Genomic DNA, 14,596 nt, shown 5'->3' on the forward strand with positions numbered 1-14,596 from the left:
GCAATGCTGGCAACAATAAATTCATCAACGATCGGTAAAAGCTTGAACGGCAGGGACCGTAGCCGGTCCGCCTGTCTCGCATAGCGAGGAACCGTGACGCGCAGCATCGAGCTTGCCCATATCGTCCGCCATGATGACGGCACCGCCAGCGGTGTCTGGGGGGTCTATACGCTGCAAAGCGCTTTCCAGCCGATCTTCGCCTTCAACAAGGGCAAGCTTTCCGTCGTCGCGTTCGAGGGGCTGATCCGGCCGTTCCGCGACGGCGAGCCGCAGCCGCCAATGAGTTTCTTCAACAGCTGTCCGGCGGTCGACCGCCTGCACATCGAGGCGCTGACACGGACGCTGCACCTTCTGAACGCCGGCGCCTGCCTGCCGCGAGACGCCTCCATCTTCATCAACTTCGATCCATCGGTGTTCACCGATCGCAGCATCGCCGACAAGGCGCTGCGCGACATGCGGCTGGTGCTGCACGAGGCCGACATCGATCCGCGCCGCGTCGTCTGCGAGGTCACCGAGCAGAAATCGGCGTCGCAGGAAACGCTCTACAATTTCGTCGAGGCGCTCAGGGGCAATGGTTTGCGCATTGCGGTCGACGATTACGGCGCCGACGAATCCGACATCAATCGCATCAAGGAACTCAGGCCAGACATCGTCAAGTTCGACGCCGACTGGATCATGACGCTGATGGAGTCCGGTGCCGGCTTCGCCTTGCTGACCGCCATGGTGACAAGCTTCGAAGAGCAAGGCATCCGTACGGTGTTCGAGGGCATCGAGACGGGCTGGCAGCTCGAGCTTGCCGAAAAGTCGGGCGCCTCGATGGTGCAGGGCTATGTGCTGGCGCGCCCCGAGCTTGCGCCAACCAGCTTCCACGTCTTCGACAAGAGCGGGCAGGCGGCCGCGGTGCCGGCCGATGCTGAGAAGGTTTCTGCGGCCGTTTCGCCATCGCGGCGGCCGATGCGGGCCTTTGGCCGCAGGGTGACATCGTGACCGGGCGGGCCGACATGCGGCGCAAGGTCGGCGAGGCGATCTTTGCCGACGAGGTCGGCATCGAATATGGCGTCTACGGCGCATTCCGGCTGAGGAGCGCCTACCAGCCGGTCTTCGCGCCGCGCGGCAGGTTTCTCGCCGCCGTCGCGGTCGAGGGACTGATCGAGCCGCATCGTGCAGGCAGGCCGGTGGCGCCTCAAATCTTCTTCGAAGGTGTGCCGGCAGCGGATCGGCTGTTTGTCGAAACCATGTGCCGGGTGCTGCATTTGCGCAACTTCCGCAACATCGGCGTCGACGGGCTCGACCTGTTTTTCAACTACAATCCGCTGATCAACGATGACCCCGCACGGGCGCTGGCCGAAATCAGGCTGATGACCAGGCATCTGGCGGATTTCGGCCTGCATCCCGGCATGCTGGTCTGCGAGATCACCGAGCAGGCTGCCGGCGACAAGGTGCTTGTCAGCCTGGCGCGCGAGATGCGGCGCGACGGCGTCCGCATTGCCATCGACGATTTCGGCACAGGGCATTCTACCGAAGAAAGGGTCGCCCTCGTGCAGCCCGACATCGTCAAGATCGACGGCACCTGGTTCGCCGAATTCTGCCGCCATGCCGCCGCCGAGCGGTTTTTCCGGCCGCTGGTTTCGACGCTGCACGATCGCGGCGCCAAGGTGCTGGTCGAAGGCGTCGAGAACGCCACGCATCTGCGCGTCGCGCTGGATGGCGGCGTCGACCTGCTGCAGGGCTTTTACCTTGCCCGGCCGGCGCTGGCCGGAACGCTGTTCGACGAGGAGCCGCTGTCGATCGACAGGCTGCTTGGCAGGGACAGCAACGTCATCCCCTTGTTCGGCTAGGATATGCCGATATTCAAGTGATGCCGGCCTGCGAACGGGGGGTCCTGCGCTTCCAGTGCTCACGTACCCAAACAGTACGCTCCGGTTCTCGGAACCCGCCCTTCTCGGCTCGGCCTGACTTGAATCTCGACATATCCTGTAATGCATCAGCGGCGCTGATGGTTACGCCAAAACAAATCACTGGATGAAGCCGCCGCTGCCGCGATAGAGGCTGGATCAAGCCTTGAGACGGGTGGTTGCGAGCAAGGGGAGCATCGATGATACTCTATGGAATGATCGACAGCGGCAATTGCTACAAGCCGCGCCTGTTGATGGCCAAGCTCGGCATCCCTTTCACCAATGTCGAGGTCAGCTCGCATACCGGCGAGACGCGCAAGCCCGACTATGTCGCCAAGAACCCGAACGCCATGGTGCCGCTGCTCGAACTCGACGACGGCCGGCGGCTGGCCGAATCCAACGCCATCCTGCTCTACCTCGCCGAAGGCACGCGGTTTCTGCCGGCGGACAGATACGAACGCGCGCTGGCCTATCAGTGGCTGTTCTTCGAGCAATACAGCCACGAGCCTTATATCGCGGTGCGCAGAGCGCTGCTCACCTTTCCAGAACGCGCGAAAGACGCGACACCCGAGCGGCTGGCGGTGACGCTGGAGCGCGGCAACAAGGCGCTCGGCGTCATGGACCAGCACCTGGCCGGGAGCAGCTTCTTCGCGGGCAGTGCGCTCAGCGTCGCCGACATCGCGCTCTATGCCTATACGCATACGGCCGAGACGGGCGGGTTTCAGCTCGACGCCTATCCGGCGGTTGCCGCCTGGCTGCAACGGGTCGAGGCCGATCCGGGGCATGTGCCGCTGGACTGGTTGCCTTAGTCATGCTTGTCGCCGCTTCGCGGCTCGCTCCGGGCGTTGGGCTTGTGGCCTTCGGCCAGTGGCGTGAATGCTCGCACGCCTTTGCTCAACGAGGGCAGTTTTGCGTAGGCCTCCCAAAACGAGGGAGTGGCAAAATGATTCACAGAGGCCGGGTCCGGCCGGCGCGATGATCAGCCAAGGCCTGCTCGGCAAGCTTGTCCAGCCTGCCGCCCTTGGCGTCGGCTTCGATCTCCCGGTCCCACATGTCGGCTTGCAGCGCCTCGAACCATGCGGCAAACGCCTTGAGCTCTTCGGGGCCTTAGTTCGGCGACGGATTTCTCAATCTGTTCAAGCTTGCTCATGGTCGATGGTACAATGACCGGGGTAAAAACAACCACAAAGTGGTCCCATAGGACCAAGGCGACGGTTCACCGGATTTCAGACAGCAAAAAGGCGGGACAAAATCCCGCCTTCCCATGCTTGGTAGCCTGATCGGGAGCGTTTTGGCCGGGCCGGCAGCAATCTGCTGCTTCGGCTTGTCGGGTCTTTCGCTCCGGCGCGCTTCTCGCGCGACCGCCAGTACATCCGTGACTTGCCGCGCGCCCCGGGCTATCGCCCGGCGCGCGCCATTTTCAAGATCAGGCCGCCTTGCTCAGAGATCCAGCGGACGACTTGCCAGTGCGGCGGTCCTGCTCGATCTCGAAGTTGATCTTCTGGCCTTCGACCAGGGTCGACAGTCCAGCACGCTCGACTGCGGAGATGTGGACGAAAACGTCCGCGCCGCCGCTATCAGGCTGAATGAAGCCGAAACCCTTGGTGGAATTAAACCACTTGACCGTACCTGTTGCCATTTCGATAGTCCTTACGTTTGCTTTAGTTTGACTGGACCGAAACCCAGCCGGTTTGTATCGAGATTTTGGAGATAGAACGTCAGCAAACGCGAATATCGCGAGGCCCGGATCGATCGGCCGAAATATCAATGGACCGCATATAATATGCCTTCGCGCAAAAAACAAGACGGGGCGGAAAATGGCACGGCGGCAACGCTGCCCAACGGCCGCCCCAATCGCGTGAGAGCGTCGTCGTTGCGCGCCTGACGCGGGAGGATCGCGCCGGCTTCGGGCGCGACTGGGTTTTGGGGAGAGGGACATGAAAATCGTTCTGCTTGCCGCTTGCCTGACGCTGGTGGCCGCCGAGGCGCAGGCGGTCTCGCGCTACGACCCGACCCGCATGAGCTGCGGCAAGGTGCAGGCGACGATCGCGCGCGAGGGGGCGGTCATCCTGCGCTACAGATCGACGCGCGTGCCGGGCCTGGCGCTCTACGACCGCTATGTGCGGAGCCAGCAATTCTGCGACATCGGCGAGGTCAGGGCGCGGGCCTCGGTGCCGAGTGCCGATACGAATTCGTGCACCGTCTACAAGTGCAAGCGGGTGGAGATCGACCGGCGCTTCCGCCGGCGCCTGCTTCCGGATTAGGCTGGTCGAGATGGTGCGCGGGGTGCCGGCCTCACCTGAATATCAGCACAAATATCAGCACAGCTAAAACCCGAACGACACCTGCGCTGGGGGCGGCGGGCCGACGCGTACGCCTTCCATTGCCAGCATCTTTTCCTTGGTGGCCGAGCCGCCGGGCGCGGAAAATCCGCCGATCTTGCCGCCGGCGGCAAGGATGCGATGGCAAGGGATGACCAGCGGCACCGGGTTGGCGCCGAGCGCCGCGCCTGTCTCACGCGCCAGCCCGGCATGGCCGGCGCGTTTGGCCAGTTCGCCATAGGTGGTGGTTTCGCCGAAGGCGAGCTTTCGCGCCGCGTCATAGATCGCCAGGCGGAACTCGTCGACGCCGCTGAGATCGACCGGCACGCCGGAGAAATCGATAACCTCGCCGGCGGCATAGGCCTTGATCGACGCGATCAGCTCGGCAACCCATTGCGGCTCGGGCTTCACGGCTTGTTCGACGTCGGAGGCATGGCGCAGCAGCCGGCGCTCTACCGCGTCCTGGTTGCGCTGCGACAGGCAGAGCCGGGTTAGCCCGGCTTCGCTCCAGGCGATGCCCATGAAGCCGAGCACGGTTTCGAAGACCGCGTGGCCAGCGGTGGCATGAGAGGCGTCCATGGCGTGCTCCTTTCCGGAATCCTTCGAAGTACAAATCCAGAACAATATCGCATTTCCCGGCCCGGATCGCCACCCGAAAACCACCGTCTACCGCGGATTGCCCGGGGAAAGATGCTGGTGTAAGGACTTCTTAACACCCGACGAACCGGACCCGAGCGCCGCTTGCCAGCAAAATTCCTCTTTCCCGTCCTAGCGGCGGTGTTGGCCGTGGCCGCTCTCAGCGGCTGCACCTCGACTTCGCCGGTGACCCCGGCCCCTGCCTTCACGGAAAACTCGGCCAACACCGATGCTGGCTTCACGCTGGCGCTGCCCGACACTGTTTCGGTCCTGCCGGAACCGTCCGGCGTCGCCCAGACAGCAGCACTGCCGGTCGAGCCTGCGGCCGCCTTTGCCGGGCCGACGCCGCTGCCGGCAACGACCCCGGCCGTCATGACCACCAATGCCCAGCCAGCCACCGCGGTGGCTGCCGTCGCCATGCCAGTCACCGGCCAGACTGCCGCCATGCCCGGCGTTCAGCCGGTCGCCTACACGGTGCCGCAAAACCCGGCCGTTCTGGCCGCGACCGACCCGGCGGAGGGCCAGTCGAACGCCGGCGCCCGCAGCGAGATCGAGCGGCTGATCGAGAAATATTCCGCGCTTTACCAGGTGCCGGTCGATCTGGTGCGCAGCGTCGTCAACCGCGAGAGCACCTTCAACCCGAAAGCCTACAATCAGGGGCATTGGGGGCTGATGCAGATCAAGCACGCGACGGCGCGCGGCATGGGCTATGACGGGCCGGCGAGCGGCCTGTTCGACGCCGAGACCAACCTGAAATATGCGGTGAAATATCTGCGCGGCGCCTGGCTGGTGTCGGGCGGCAATCCCAAGCGCGCCGACCGGCTCTACCAGAGCGGCTACTACTATGACGCCAAACGCAAGGGGATGCTGGGCGAAACCGGCCTCGGCAGCGACAGCCTGCGCCGCCGCATGCAGCCCGATGCCTGAGCCGCGCCCACCGGCGCCGAACGACATAAGACTGCGCAAGATCCTCGACGACACGCTTCTGGCGCCGCGCTGGCCGGAAGGTTTTTTCATGCGCGGCTTCGAAGCCGCCGATGCGCTCGCTTTGCATGCACTTTTGACCGCGGTGTTCGACGACGGCGCCGATGGGCCGTTCGACGAATGGTGGCCCCGCATTTCGGGCGACGCGGAATTCGATCCCGCTTTGTGTTTCCTGGTCATCGACGGCAAGGGGCGGTTGGCGGGCGCGGCGCTCTGCTGGGCGACGGGGTTCGTCAAGGATCTTGCCGTTCATCCCGAGGCGCGCGGCAAGGGCATAGCCGAGGCGCTGATGCGCTACGCGTTTGCGGTGTTTCAGGCAAGGGGTGCGGCGCATGTTGATCTCAAGACCAATACCGTCGAGAACGCGGCCGCGGTCAGGCTCTATCAGCGGCTGGGGATGATCGAGGTGGATTGGGCGGGGTGAGGAGCGCCGTTCGTCCTTTTTGAAGGCGGCAGCCCGGGTTCTTGTCGCCACGGCGCCTGCGCAAAAATGTCGGAACCGTTTCGCGCGATGCGTCCTTGGGAGGCAAGGCGCGTTGCCACGAACGGCGCGCCGCCAAAAAGCACGGCAGATGGAGATGACGATGATCAGCTTTCCCAATGAATCCCAGGAATATCGCGCCGCCCGCGAAAAACTGCTGCAGCAGGAGATCGAGCTGCGCCGCGCCATGGAGGATGTGGCGGTCGCCCGCCGCGCGCTGCCGACGGGCGGGCTGGTGCCGCAGGATTATGTGTTCGACGGGCTCGGCACGGACGGCAAGCCGGCCAGGATCAAGCTTTCGGAACTGTTTGCGCCGGGCAAGGACACGCTGATCGTCTATTCGATGATGTTTCCGCGCCATCCGCAGGAGACGCGCGACGTGGCGACGAGCGGCGGCACGGCGAAGCTGCCCAGACCGGACCAGCCTTGCCCGTCCTGCACGGCGCTGCTCGATCAGTTCGACGGCGCCATTGGCCACCTCGAGGCCGCCGGCTACAATTTCGCTGTCGTGGCCAAGACCGCGCTGGAAAACCTGCTGACGCTCGGCCGCGACCGCGGCTGGAAAAATATGCGGCTGGTCTCGTCGGCCGGCAACAGCTTCAAGCGCGACTATCACGCCGAGGCCGAGGATGGCGCGCAGCTCCCCGTGCTGTCGGTGTTCCACCGCGACGGCGACGGCATCCGCCACTTCTGGAGCTCCGAACTCGGCTTCGCGCCGCCCGAACCCGGCCAGGATCCGCGCGCCATAGGCACCTGCGAGATCCTGTGGAACCTCATGGATTTCACGCCGGAGGGCAGGGCGCAGAGCTGGCAGGAGCAGCTGCAGTATGGGGAAGGATGCTGCCACTAGCGTCGCTCGGCGCCGCCCTCATCTGCCTGCCGGCATCTTCTCCTCGTAGAGGGACGGGAGAAGGGGGCTGGCGGCAAACTCAGCTCACTTTCTTCAACTCTGGAGATTGGCGAAATGCGTGGCGACGGCATCCTTTCTCCCCGTCACTATACGGGGAGAAATGCCCGGCAGGACAATGAGGGGCGGCGCAGACCCTATGTGATTTGACGCTGCGGCGCGCTGACCTACCCTCTAATGCCGGAACCGAGGAGACGAGCGATGCTGTCACCTTTCATTCGGGGCGCCACGCTGGCAGCGGCGGTGATGCTTGCCGCCGGCACCGCAGCCTATGCCCATCACGGCTGGTCGTGGACGCAGGACGGGTTTTTCGAACTCAGGGGCAGGATCACGGCCATCTATATCGGCAACCCGCACGCCCACGCTCGATGTTGACGCGAAGGGAGAGGCCTGGCGGGTGGAGATGGCGCCGCCGTCGCGCACGATCGCCGCCGGCTTCACCGAGGAGGTCGCCAAGGTCGGCGACGAGGTGACCGCGATCGGCCACCGCTCGCGCGACGAGAGCGAAAAGCGCATGAAGGCAGTGCGCGTCATCGTCGGCGGCAAGCCCTATGACGTCTATCCCGACCGCGTGCCGCCGGCCTGAATGGACGGGTTTTTCGCCGGCATCGAGCAACTCGCCTTGGTGCGGGGACTGAAGGCCTCCTTCGTGGCCTACCCCATCGTCAATGCGCTGCACATCATGTCGATCGGCGCGCTGCTGACCAGCGTCTGGCTCATGGACCTCAGGATCCTGGGCGCCTTCCGCTCGCTGCCGCAGGCGCCGTTCGTCGCGCTGCTGCGCCGGGTGGCCTTATGTGCGTTTGGTGGGGCGCTTGTCACCGGCGCGCTGCTGTTTTCCATCAGGGCGAGGGAGTATGCGGCGATGCCGATCTTCCTCGCCAAGATGGGGCTGATCCTGTTCGCTGGTGTCAACTTCCTCGTCTTCATGCGCCGGGCAAAGGGTGGTGGCGACCCGGCCGGTGGGGTCACGGCCGTGCTGGTTGTGCTGTCGCTGGTGTTGTGGACGTCCGTGCTGTTTGCGGGGCGGTTTATCGGGTTTCTCGGCTGAGGCGAGCGAGGCGCTGGCGTTCGCAACGTGCGAGATGGTTCGTGGCTCGAAACGCAGACCGAGGCGTGGCTGAAAGGCGCTGAAACATTGCCTCGAAGCGGCCGGCACCTCGTTGGAAAACATAGTCATGGTGCGCATCTACGCCGTCAATTCCGGCTTCTACAAACCATCAACCGCGTCTATGCGAAGTATTTTTCGACGAACTCGCCGGCGCGGAGTTTTGTGCCGGTGGCCTCGTGGCCGATGGAGTTTGATATCCAGATCGAGTGCGTGGCGGTGGCGTGAAGCGTCAACTTCTGCCCTTCCAGGATAATTTCCGCTTGTCTTTAAAGTAAAGTCGTCCCCAAATCCATCTGGGGATAGGGAGGGCGAGTCATGAACAAGCTGCCGAAAAAATTCGTCGCTTCAGCTTGTCGAAAATGAAGTGATCAAACGCGACACAATTGACGGCGACAAGGCGAAGGAAGCTGTAACCAGGATGCGCAAGGCTGCAAGCAAGTTGGAGAGAACAAAGAACAAAATCGTGAAGGAAGCCGTCGTCGATGTTGTGGATTAGCCTACGAAAGTACCAGACATTTTTATGGATCAGGCTGCCGCTGGCGATGTTCGTCGCTTTTATGGCGTTGCCTCAACCCGCCACTGCAAAATGCGCCGATATTCCCATGGCGGTGGTCGGTCCTATGACCGGCGATTGGGCGTACGACGGTGAGGAGATGCGGCGGGGCGCTCAACTTGCAGTAGACGACATTAATGCCAAGGGCGGGGTACGAGGATGCAAGATAGTACTCACCGTGCTCGATGATCAGTATACAACAGCCACCGCGATAGCCCTCGCCAAGAGATTGGCAAAAGAGGGGGTTCGCTTTGTTATCGGCCATTTCAACTCAGGCAGTTCTGTCCCTGCCGCGATGATCTATGCCAAGAACAACACTTTGATGGTCAGCCCCGCGTCGACAAATCCCGCTCTTACCGAATTCAAACTTTGGAATGTCATTCGCACGGTCGGTCGTGACGATGTTCAGGGGATGTTTGCCGGCGAGTATATGGCCGATCATTTCTCAGCACAAAATCTTGCCATCGTTAGCGATGGTACGCCCTATGGTGATGGCTTAGCGAACAAGGCAAGAAAAGCGCTGCGAGCAAAGGGACATCCTGAAAAGCTGGCCAAAAAGATCAAACCCGGCCAAGGCGATTTTGCAGACCTCATCAGCAAACTTAAATCGATGAAGATCGAAGTTCTCTTCTTCGCGGGGCTTGCCGATGATTTTGGTCCGCTCGTTCGCCAAACCAAGGAAGCTGGGCTGAAGGTTCAGTTCATCTCCGGAGATGGGGCTCTAGTTCACGATCTGCCCGGGAAAGCGGGGCCCGCCTTGGAAGGCGTGCTAATAGCATTTTCGCTTGAGGACCGGAGCAATCCCGCCGCAGCCGACGTTGTCGCGCGCTTTCGTTCTCAAGGATTCGAGCCGGCAGACTACACGCTGAAGTCCTATGCGGCAGTCCAAGTGGCGGCCAAGGGTATCGAAATGGCAGGTGGTCAGGCGCCAAGGGCTGTTGCGGCTTCTATAAAATCCGGCCAGCCAATTCCGACCGTGTTGGGGAACCTGACCTTCGACGCGAAGGGAGATCGAAATCAGCGTGACGTAACAATGTACGTCTGGAAAAGGCGGGGAGGCGGCACACTCATGATGGATTTCCAATCCCCATAGCTTACGCAAAATACTCCTGCAGCGGCCGCACCTCTAGGCTCCCCGCCCGCAGCGCCGCAATCGCTTCCGCCACCGCAGCCGCGCCCGAAAGCGTCGTGTAATAGGGCACCTTTTGCATCAGCGTCGCTCTGCGCAGCGACTTCGAGTCCGAGACCGCCTTCTGGCCGTCCGTGGTGTTGAAGACGATCTGCACCTGGCGGTTGCGGATGGCGTCCTCGATGTGCGGGCGGCCTTCCAGCACCTTGTTGATTTTCTCTGCGGCGACGCCGTTCTCGGCGAGGAAGCGGGCGGTGCCGGAGGTGGCCAGCACCTTGAAACCCTGGCCGGCGAGGCGCTTCACCGCCGGCAGGATGCCCTTCTTATCCTCGTCGCGCACCGAGACGAACAGCGCGCCCGCGCGGGGGAGATCGACACCCGCCCCCAGCTGGCTCTTGGCGAAGGCGAGTGCGAAGTCGCGGTCGAGGCCCATGACCTCGCCAGTCGAGCGCATTTCCGGGCCGAGCAAGATGTCGACGCCGGGGAAGCGGGCGAAGGGGAATACCGCTTCCTTGACCGCGATGTGGCCGGGATTGCGGGGGTCGGGCATGGCGCCGTAATGGGCGAAGGCGTCTTCCAGGCTCTCGCCGGCCATGATGCGGGCGGCAATCTTGGCAATGGGACGGCCGATGGTCTTGGCGACGAAGGGCACGGTGCGCGACGCGCGCGGGTTGACCTCGAGCACATAGACCGTGCCGTCCTTGATCGCATATTGCACGTTCATCAGACCGCCGACATTGAGCGCGCGGGCAAGTGCTGCCGTCTGGCGCTCCAGCTCGTCGACAAGCTCCGAGGGCAGCGAGTGCACCGGCAGCGAGCAGGCACTGTCGCCCGAATGGATGCCGGCCTCCTCGATGTGCTCCAATATGCCCGAGACGTAGGTCGACTTTCCGTCGCAGAGACAGTCGACGTCGACCTCGATGGCGCCCGACAGATAGGTATCGAACAGCAGCGGGTTCTTGCCAAGCAGCGTGTTGATCTGGCCGGTCTTGTCGTTCGGGTATTTCTGCTTGATGTCTTCCGGCACCAGGCCGGGCACGGTGTCGAGCAGGTAGGATTGCAGCATGCTCTCGTCGTGGATGATCTGCATGGCGCGGCCACCCAGCACATAGGACGGGCGCACCACCAGCGGGAAGCCGAGCTCGCCGGCGACGAGGCGGGCCTGCTCGACGGAATAGGCGATGCCGTTCTTCGGCTGGCTGAGGCCGAGCTTGTGCAGCAGCTTCTGGAAGCGGTCGCGGTCCTCGGCCAGATCGATCATGTCGGGCGAAGTGCCGAGGATCGGGATGCCGGCCTTCTCCAGCGCATCGGCGAGCTTCAGCGGCGTCTGGCCGCCGAACTGGACGATGACGCCGACCAGCTCGCCCGAGGCCTGTTCGGTGCGCAGGATCTCCAACACATCCTCCGGCGTCAGCGGCTCGAAATAGAGCCGGTCGGAGGTGTCGTAGTCGGTCGAGACGGTCTCCGGGTTGCAGTTGATCATGATCGCCTCGAAGCCGGCGTCGCGCAGCGCAAAGGCCGCATGGCAGCAGCAATAGTCGAACTCGATGCCTTGGCCGATGCGGTTGGGGCCGCCGCCGAGGATGACGACCTTTTTGCGCGATGAGACCTGTGCCTCGTTGGCCAAGGCGCCGGCAAAGGGAACCTCATAGGTCGAATACATGTAGGCGGTGGGCGAGGCGAACTCGGCGGCACAGGTGTCGATGCGCTTGTAGACCGGATGAACGTCGAGCTTGTCGCGAATCTTCTGGACTTCTTCGACGTCTTTCCTGACCAGGGAGGCGAGGCGGGCGTCGGAGAAACCCATCGCCTTCAGCATGCGCAGATTGGCGGCGTCCTCAGGAATGCCGTGCTCGCGGATGCGATCCTCCATGGCGAGGATGCCGGCGATCTGCTCAAGGAACCACGGGTCGATCTTGCACATTGCGTGCACGTCTTCCAGCGAGGTGCCCATGCGGATCGCCTGCGCCACCATGCGCAGCCGGTCCGGTGTCGGCGTGCCCAATGCCGCGCGAATGGCGTTGCGGTCGTCGACGTGGCTGGCGGGCGCGCTGCCGTGGCCGATGCCTGGGATCTCGATCTCGTCCAGACCGGTCAGGCCGGTTTCGAGCCCGCGCAAAGCCTTCTGCAGCGATTCCTGGAAGGTGCGACCGATGGCCATGACCTCGCCAACCGACTTCATCGAGGTGGTCAGCACCGGCTCGGCGCCGGGAAACTTCTCGAAAGCAAAGCGCGGGATCTTGGTGACAACATAATCGATGCTCGGCTCGAACGACGCCGGTGTCGCCCCGCCGGTGATGTCGTTCTCCAACTCGTCCAGCGTGTAGCCGACGGCGAGCTTGGCGGCGATCTTGGCGATCGGAAAACCGGTCGCCTTGGAGGCCAGCGCAGACGAACGCGAGACGCGCGGGTTCATCTCAATGACCACCAGACGGCCATCGGCCGGGTTGACGGCGAACTGCACGTTGGAGCCGCCGGTCTCGACGCCGATTTCGCGGAGCACCGCGATCGAGGCGTTGCGCATCATCTGGTATTCTTTGTCGGTCAAGGTCAGGGCAGGGGCGACGGTGATCGAATCGCCGGTGTGCACACCCATCGGGTCGATGTTCTCGATCGAGCAGACGATGATGCAATTGTCCGCCTTGTCGCGGACGACCTCCATCTCGTACTCTTTCCAGCCGAGCACGCTCTCCTCGATCAGCACTTCGGTGGTCGGCGAGGCGTCGAGGCCGGACTGGACGATCTCGAAGAATTCGGCCCGGTTGTAGGCAATGCCGCCGCCGGTGCCGCCCATGGTGAAGGAGGGGCGGATAATTGCGGGCAGGCCGACATGGTCGAGCGCTTGTGCTGCAATCGCCATAGCATGGCTGATATAGCGCTGCTTGCGGTCGCCCTCGCCTAGGTTCCAGCGGGTTTCCAACGCGTCGAGCGCGGCGTCGAGGTTTTCCGGCTTCTCGGCCTTCAGCGCGGCGCGCTCGGCCTCGTGCGTCTTGCGGTCGGCATTCTTGACGTCGGTGGCGTTGGCCAGCATCGACTTCGGCGTTTCCAGGCCGATCTTGCTCATCGCCTCGCGAAACAGTGCACGGTCCTCGGCCTTGTCGATTGCGGTGGCGTCGGCGCCGATCATTTCGACCTGATAGCGGTCGAGCACGCCCATGCGGCGCAGCGACAAAGCGGTGTTGAGGGCGGTCTGGCCGCCCATGGTCGGCAGCAGCGCGTCGGGCCGCTCCTTGGCGATGATCTTGGCCACCACTTCCGGCGTGATCGGCTCGATGTACGTGGCGTCGGCCAGCTCCGGATCGGTCATAATGGTGGCCGGATTGGAGTTGACCAGGATGACGCGAAAACCCTCTTCCTTCAGCGCCTTGCAGGCCTGGGTGCCGGAATAGTCGAACTCGCAGGCCTGGCCGATGACGATGGGGCCGGCCCCGATGATCAGGATCGACTTGATGTCGGTGCGTCTTGGCATATCGAAGGTCCGTTCGGCAGGCGGCTTGCACGAAAAACCGGACGGGAAGACCCGGCCGGTTGTGCTCGCGATTCTGGTATCAGGCTAGGAGGGCCTTATAGGGAAGAGTTTTGCCGGATGTAACCCCGAAAATGAGGCAGTAGGGCAGTAGGGCAGTAGGGCAGTAGGGCAGAGGTTGAGCGCCCTTTAAACATATTGCCCTACTGCCCTACTGCCTTATTCCCCTTACCACTATCCCCCAGCGCCAGTTGATCCGTAATCTCGAAGCGTTCGGACGCGCCGACGCGGATCATGTTGAGGCTGCCTTCGCGCGTGAAGCGGAATTCGCCCGGCCCATTCGAACCGGCCGGCTTGCCGGCGTAGAAGCTGATGATGCGCGTGCCGCCGTCGGGCCAGGTCACGGTCACGTCGGTTTTGTCGCCGGTGCGCGCGACGCCTGCCTTGCAGTTGGTCATCGGCTGGCCGAGATAGCGCGCGCAAGGAATGACGTTGCCGGCACCTGGGAATGGTGTCCCCGGCGGCTGTAGCCGTGCAACGGTCTGTGCGTCGGGCGGAGGCGCCGCATTGGTCGCGCCGAAATTCTGGACGGGATCCACTGCCGCGGGCGCCGATCCATCAACCTGTCCAGTCGAGGGATTGCCAGCGGCCAGGGCCAGGCGGTAAGCGTCCTCGATAGCCACCCTGCCGATTGCGTCAGCGGAGTTCAGCGACGTTTCGGGAGCAGTTGCGCCGAGGCGCGTTGTCAGATCGGGCAGCGGTTGAGAGGCAGGGCTCTCCGCATTGGCCGCCGCCTGGGGTGTCACTTGCCGGGGATTGATGGGGTCGAGGTAGCGTGCGGGTGCCCATCCGCTCAGCTTCGGGTCGTCAATGTCTTCGACCTTGCACCACTTGTAGCCGCTGACCTCGCCACAGCCGAGATTTTTCACGCTCGATCCACTCGGCAACCGCGCCTCGATCTTGCCCATGGCCGACGCCGTGGCGCGCACGTTCAGAAGGTCATCGGGAGCGAGACCCGTCACAATCGAGATGATGGGCTCCGGCTCCTGGCCGTTGGCCGGCAGCTCCGCCAGCATCAGCGGAGCGGCCACCACCGCAAGCAGCGTCGTCGGG

General features: G+C 63.3%; 14 protein-coding genes and 1 pseudogene. 11 read left to right on the forward strand and 4 right to left on the reverse strand.

Annotated features, from left to right (window positions below):
- Positions 1-93: 93 nt before the first annotated feature.
- The 3 genes from NKJ13_RS02700 (at position 94) to NKJ13_RS02710 (ending at position 2,704) form a co-directional block, all read left to right on the forward strand.
- Entirely contained in the window at positions 94-987 is an 894-nt protein-coding gene (locus NKJ13_RS02700; protein ID WP_352777043.1) for an EAL domain-containing protein, read from the forward strand.
- Positions 984-1,838 carry an EAL domain-containing protein gene (locus NKJ13_RS02705; protein WP_352506737.1) on the forward strand — a complete coding sequence of 285 codons (855 nt, stop codon included), beginning with the start codon at positions 984-986 and terminating at the stop codon, positions 1,836-1,838. Before NKJ13_RS02700 ends, NKJ13_RS02705 begins: the two co-directional genes overlap by 4 nt.
- A gap of 257 nt (positions 1,839-2,095) precedes the next feature.
- Complete coding sequence (locus tag NKJ13_RS02710; RefSeq protein WP_352506738.1) at positions 2,096-2,704, forward strand: glutathione S-transferase family protein; 609 nt, start codon at positions 2,096-2,098, stop codon at positions 2,702-2,704.
- A gap of 617 nt (positions 2,705-3,321) precedes the next feature.
- Here the strand turns inward: NKJ13_RS02710 and NKJ13_RS02720 are convergent.
- Positions 3,322-3,534: a cold-shock protein gene (locus NKJ13_RS02720; protein ID WP_023678332.1), complete on the reverse strand. Its 213-nt coding sequence runs from the start codon at positions 3,532-3,534 to the stop codon at positions 3,322-3,324.
- 298 nt (positions 3,535-3,832) lie between these two features.
- On the opposite strand from NKJ13_RS02720, the gene NKJ13_RS02725 reads away from it, so the two are divergent.
- On the forward strand, positions 3,833-4,159 hold the full coding sequence (locus NKJ13_RS02725) for a hypothetical protein (RefSeq protein WP_352477837.1): 327 nt from the start codon (positions 3,833-3,835) through the stop codon (positions 4,157-4,159).
- A gap of 63 nt (positions 4,160-4,222) precedes the next feature.
- Here NKJ13_RS02725 and NKJ13_RS02730 read toward each other — a convergent pair whose 3' ends face one another.
- Complete coding sequence (locus tag NKJ13_RS02730; RefSeq protein ID WP_352687794.1) at positions 4,223-4,795, reverse strand: methylated-DNA--[protein]-cysteine S-methyltransferase; 573 nt, start codon at positions 4,793-4,795, stop codon at positions 4,223-4,225.
- 207 nt (positions 4,796-5,002) lie between these two features.
- Here NKJ13_RS02730 and NKJ13_RS02735 point away from each other — a divergent pair, with 207 nt between their 5' ends.
- The 7 genes and pseudogenes from NKJ13_RS02735 (at position 5,003) to NKJ13_RS02765 (ending at position 9,981) form a co-directional block, all read left to right on the forward strand.
- On the forward strand, positions 5,003-5,779 hold the full coding sequence (locus NKJ13_RS02735) for a transglycosylase SLT domain-containing protein (protein WP_352777045.1): 777 nt from the start codon (positions 5,003-5,005) through the stop codon (positions 5,777-5,779).
- Positions 5,772-6,260 (forward strand): GNAT family N-acetyltransferase, encoded by a 489-nt coding sequence (locus NKJ13_RS02740; RefSeq protein WP_352704194.1) that lies wholly within the window; start codon positions 5,772-5,774, stop codon positions 6,258-6,260. Before NKJ13_RS02735 ends, NKJ13_RS02740 begins: the two co-directional genes overlap by 8 nt.
- Positions 6,261-6,420: 160 nt before the next feature.
- Positions 6,421-7,167 carry a DUF899 family protein gene (locus tag NKJ13_RS02745; RefSeq protein WP_352687789.1) on the forward strand — a complete coding sequence of 249 codons (747 nt, stop codon included), beginning with the start codon at positions 6,421-6,423 and terminating at the stop codon, positions 7,165-7,167.
- Between the two features lie 258 nt (positions 7,168-7,425).
- Positions 7,426-7,810, forward strand: a pseudogene (locus NKJ13_RS02750) (DUF6152 family protein).
- Positions 7,811-8,275, forward strand: coding sequence for a DUF6644 family protein (locus NKJ13_RS02755; protein ID WP_352704196.1), 465 nt, complete (start codon positions 7,811-7,813; stop codon positions 8,273-8,275).
- A gap of 424 nt (positions 8,276-8,699) precedes the next feature.
- Positions 8,700-8,831 (forward strand): hypothetical protein, encoded by a 132-nt coding sequence (locus tag NKJ13_RS02760; RefSeq protein WP_302897169.1) that lies wholly within the window; start codon positions 8,700-8,702, stop codon positions 8,829-8,831.
- The gene (locus tag NKJ13_RS02765; protein WP_352704198.1) at positions 8,818-9,981 is read left to right on the forward strand and encodes a branched-chain amino acid ABC transporter substrate-binding protein; all 1,164 of its coding nucleotides are present in this window, start codon (positions 8,818-8,820) and stop codon (positions 9,979-9,981) included. The genes NKJ13_RS02760 and NKJ13_RS02765 overlap by 14 nt, the downstream gene beginning before the upstream one ends.
- 1 nt (position 9,982) lies before the next feature.
- Here the strand turns inward: NKJ13_RS02765 and carB are convergent, their stop codons facing one another.
- Both carB and NKJ13_RS02775 read right to left on the reverse strand, forming a co-directional pair.
- Positions 9,983-13,486 carry a carbamoyl-phosphate synthase large subunit gene (carB, locus tag NKJ13_RS02770; protein WP_352777047.1) on the reverse strand — a complete coding sequence of 1,168 codons (3,504 nt, stop codon included), beginning with the start codon at positions 13,484-13,486 and terminating at the stop codon, positions 9,983-9,985.
- 200 nt (positions 13,487-13,686) lie between these two features.
- A complete protein-coding gene (locus NKJ13_RS02775) occupies positions 13,687-14,559 on the reverse strand; it encodes an SH3 domain-containing protein (RefSeq protein ID WP_352740196.1) in 873 nt (290 codons plus the stop codon).
- Between the last annotated feature and the right edge of the window lie 37 nt (positions 14,560-14,596).

Origin of the sequence: Mesorhizobium sp. M0174, assembly GCF_040322275.1 — a bacterium.
GTDB lineage: Bacteria > Pseudomonadota > Alphaproteobacteria > Rhizobiales > Rhizobiaceae > Mesorhizobium.

Bases quoted from the DNA above. Each gene is read 5' to 3' on its own strand.
- NKJ13_RS02710 (WP_352506738.1), top strand. From the start codon at position 2,096: ATGATACTCTATGGAATGATCGACAGCGGCAATTGCTACAAGCCGCGC.
- NKJ13_RS02720 (WP_023678332.1), bottom strand. From the start codon at position 3,534: ATGGCAACAGGTACGGTCAAGTGGTTTAATTCCACCAAGGGTTTCGGC.
- NKJ13_RS02725 (WP_352477837.1), top strand. From the start codon at position 3,833: ATGAAAATCGTTCTGCTTGCCGCTTGCCTGACGCTGGTGGCCGCCGAG.
- NKJ13_RS02730 (WP_352687794.1), bottom strand. From the start codon at position 4,795: ATGGACGCCTCTCATGCCACCGCTGGCCACGCGGTCTTCGAAACCGTG.
- NKJ13_RS02740 (WP_352704194.1), top strand. From the start codon at position 5,772: ATGCCTGAGCCGCGCCCACCGGCGCCGAACGACATAAGACTGCGCAAG.
- NKJ13_RS02745 (WP_352687789.1), top strand. From the start codon at position 6,421: ATGATCAGCTTTCCCAATGAATCCCAGGAATATCGCGCCGCCCGCGAA.
- NKJ13_RS02755 (WP_352704196.1), top strand. From the start codon at position 7,811: ATGGACGGGTTTTTCGCCGGCATCGAGCAACTCGCCTTGGTGCGGGGA.
- NKJ13_RS02765 (WP_352704198.1), top strand. From the start codon at position 8,818: ATGTTGTGGATTAGCCTACGAAAGTACCAGACATTTTTATGGATCAGG.
- carB (WP_352777047.1), bottom strand. From the start codon at position 13,486: ATGCCAAGACGCACCGACATCAAGTCGATCCTGATCATCGGGGCCGGC.
- NKJ13_RS02775 (WP_352740196.1), bottom strand. From the start codon at position 14,559: ATGCTGGCGGAGCTGCCGGCCAACGGCCAGGAGCCGGAGCCCATCATC.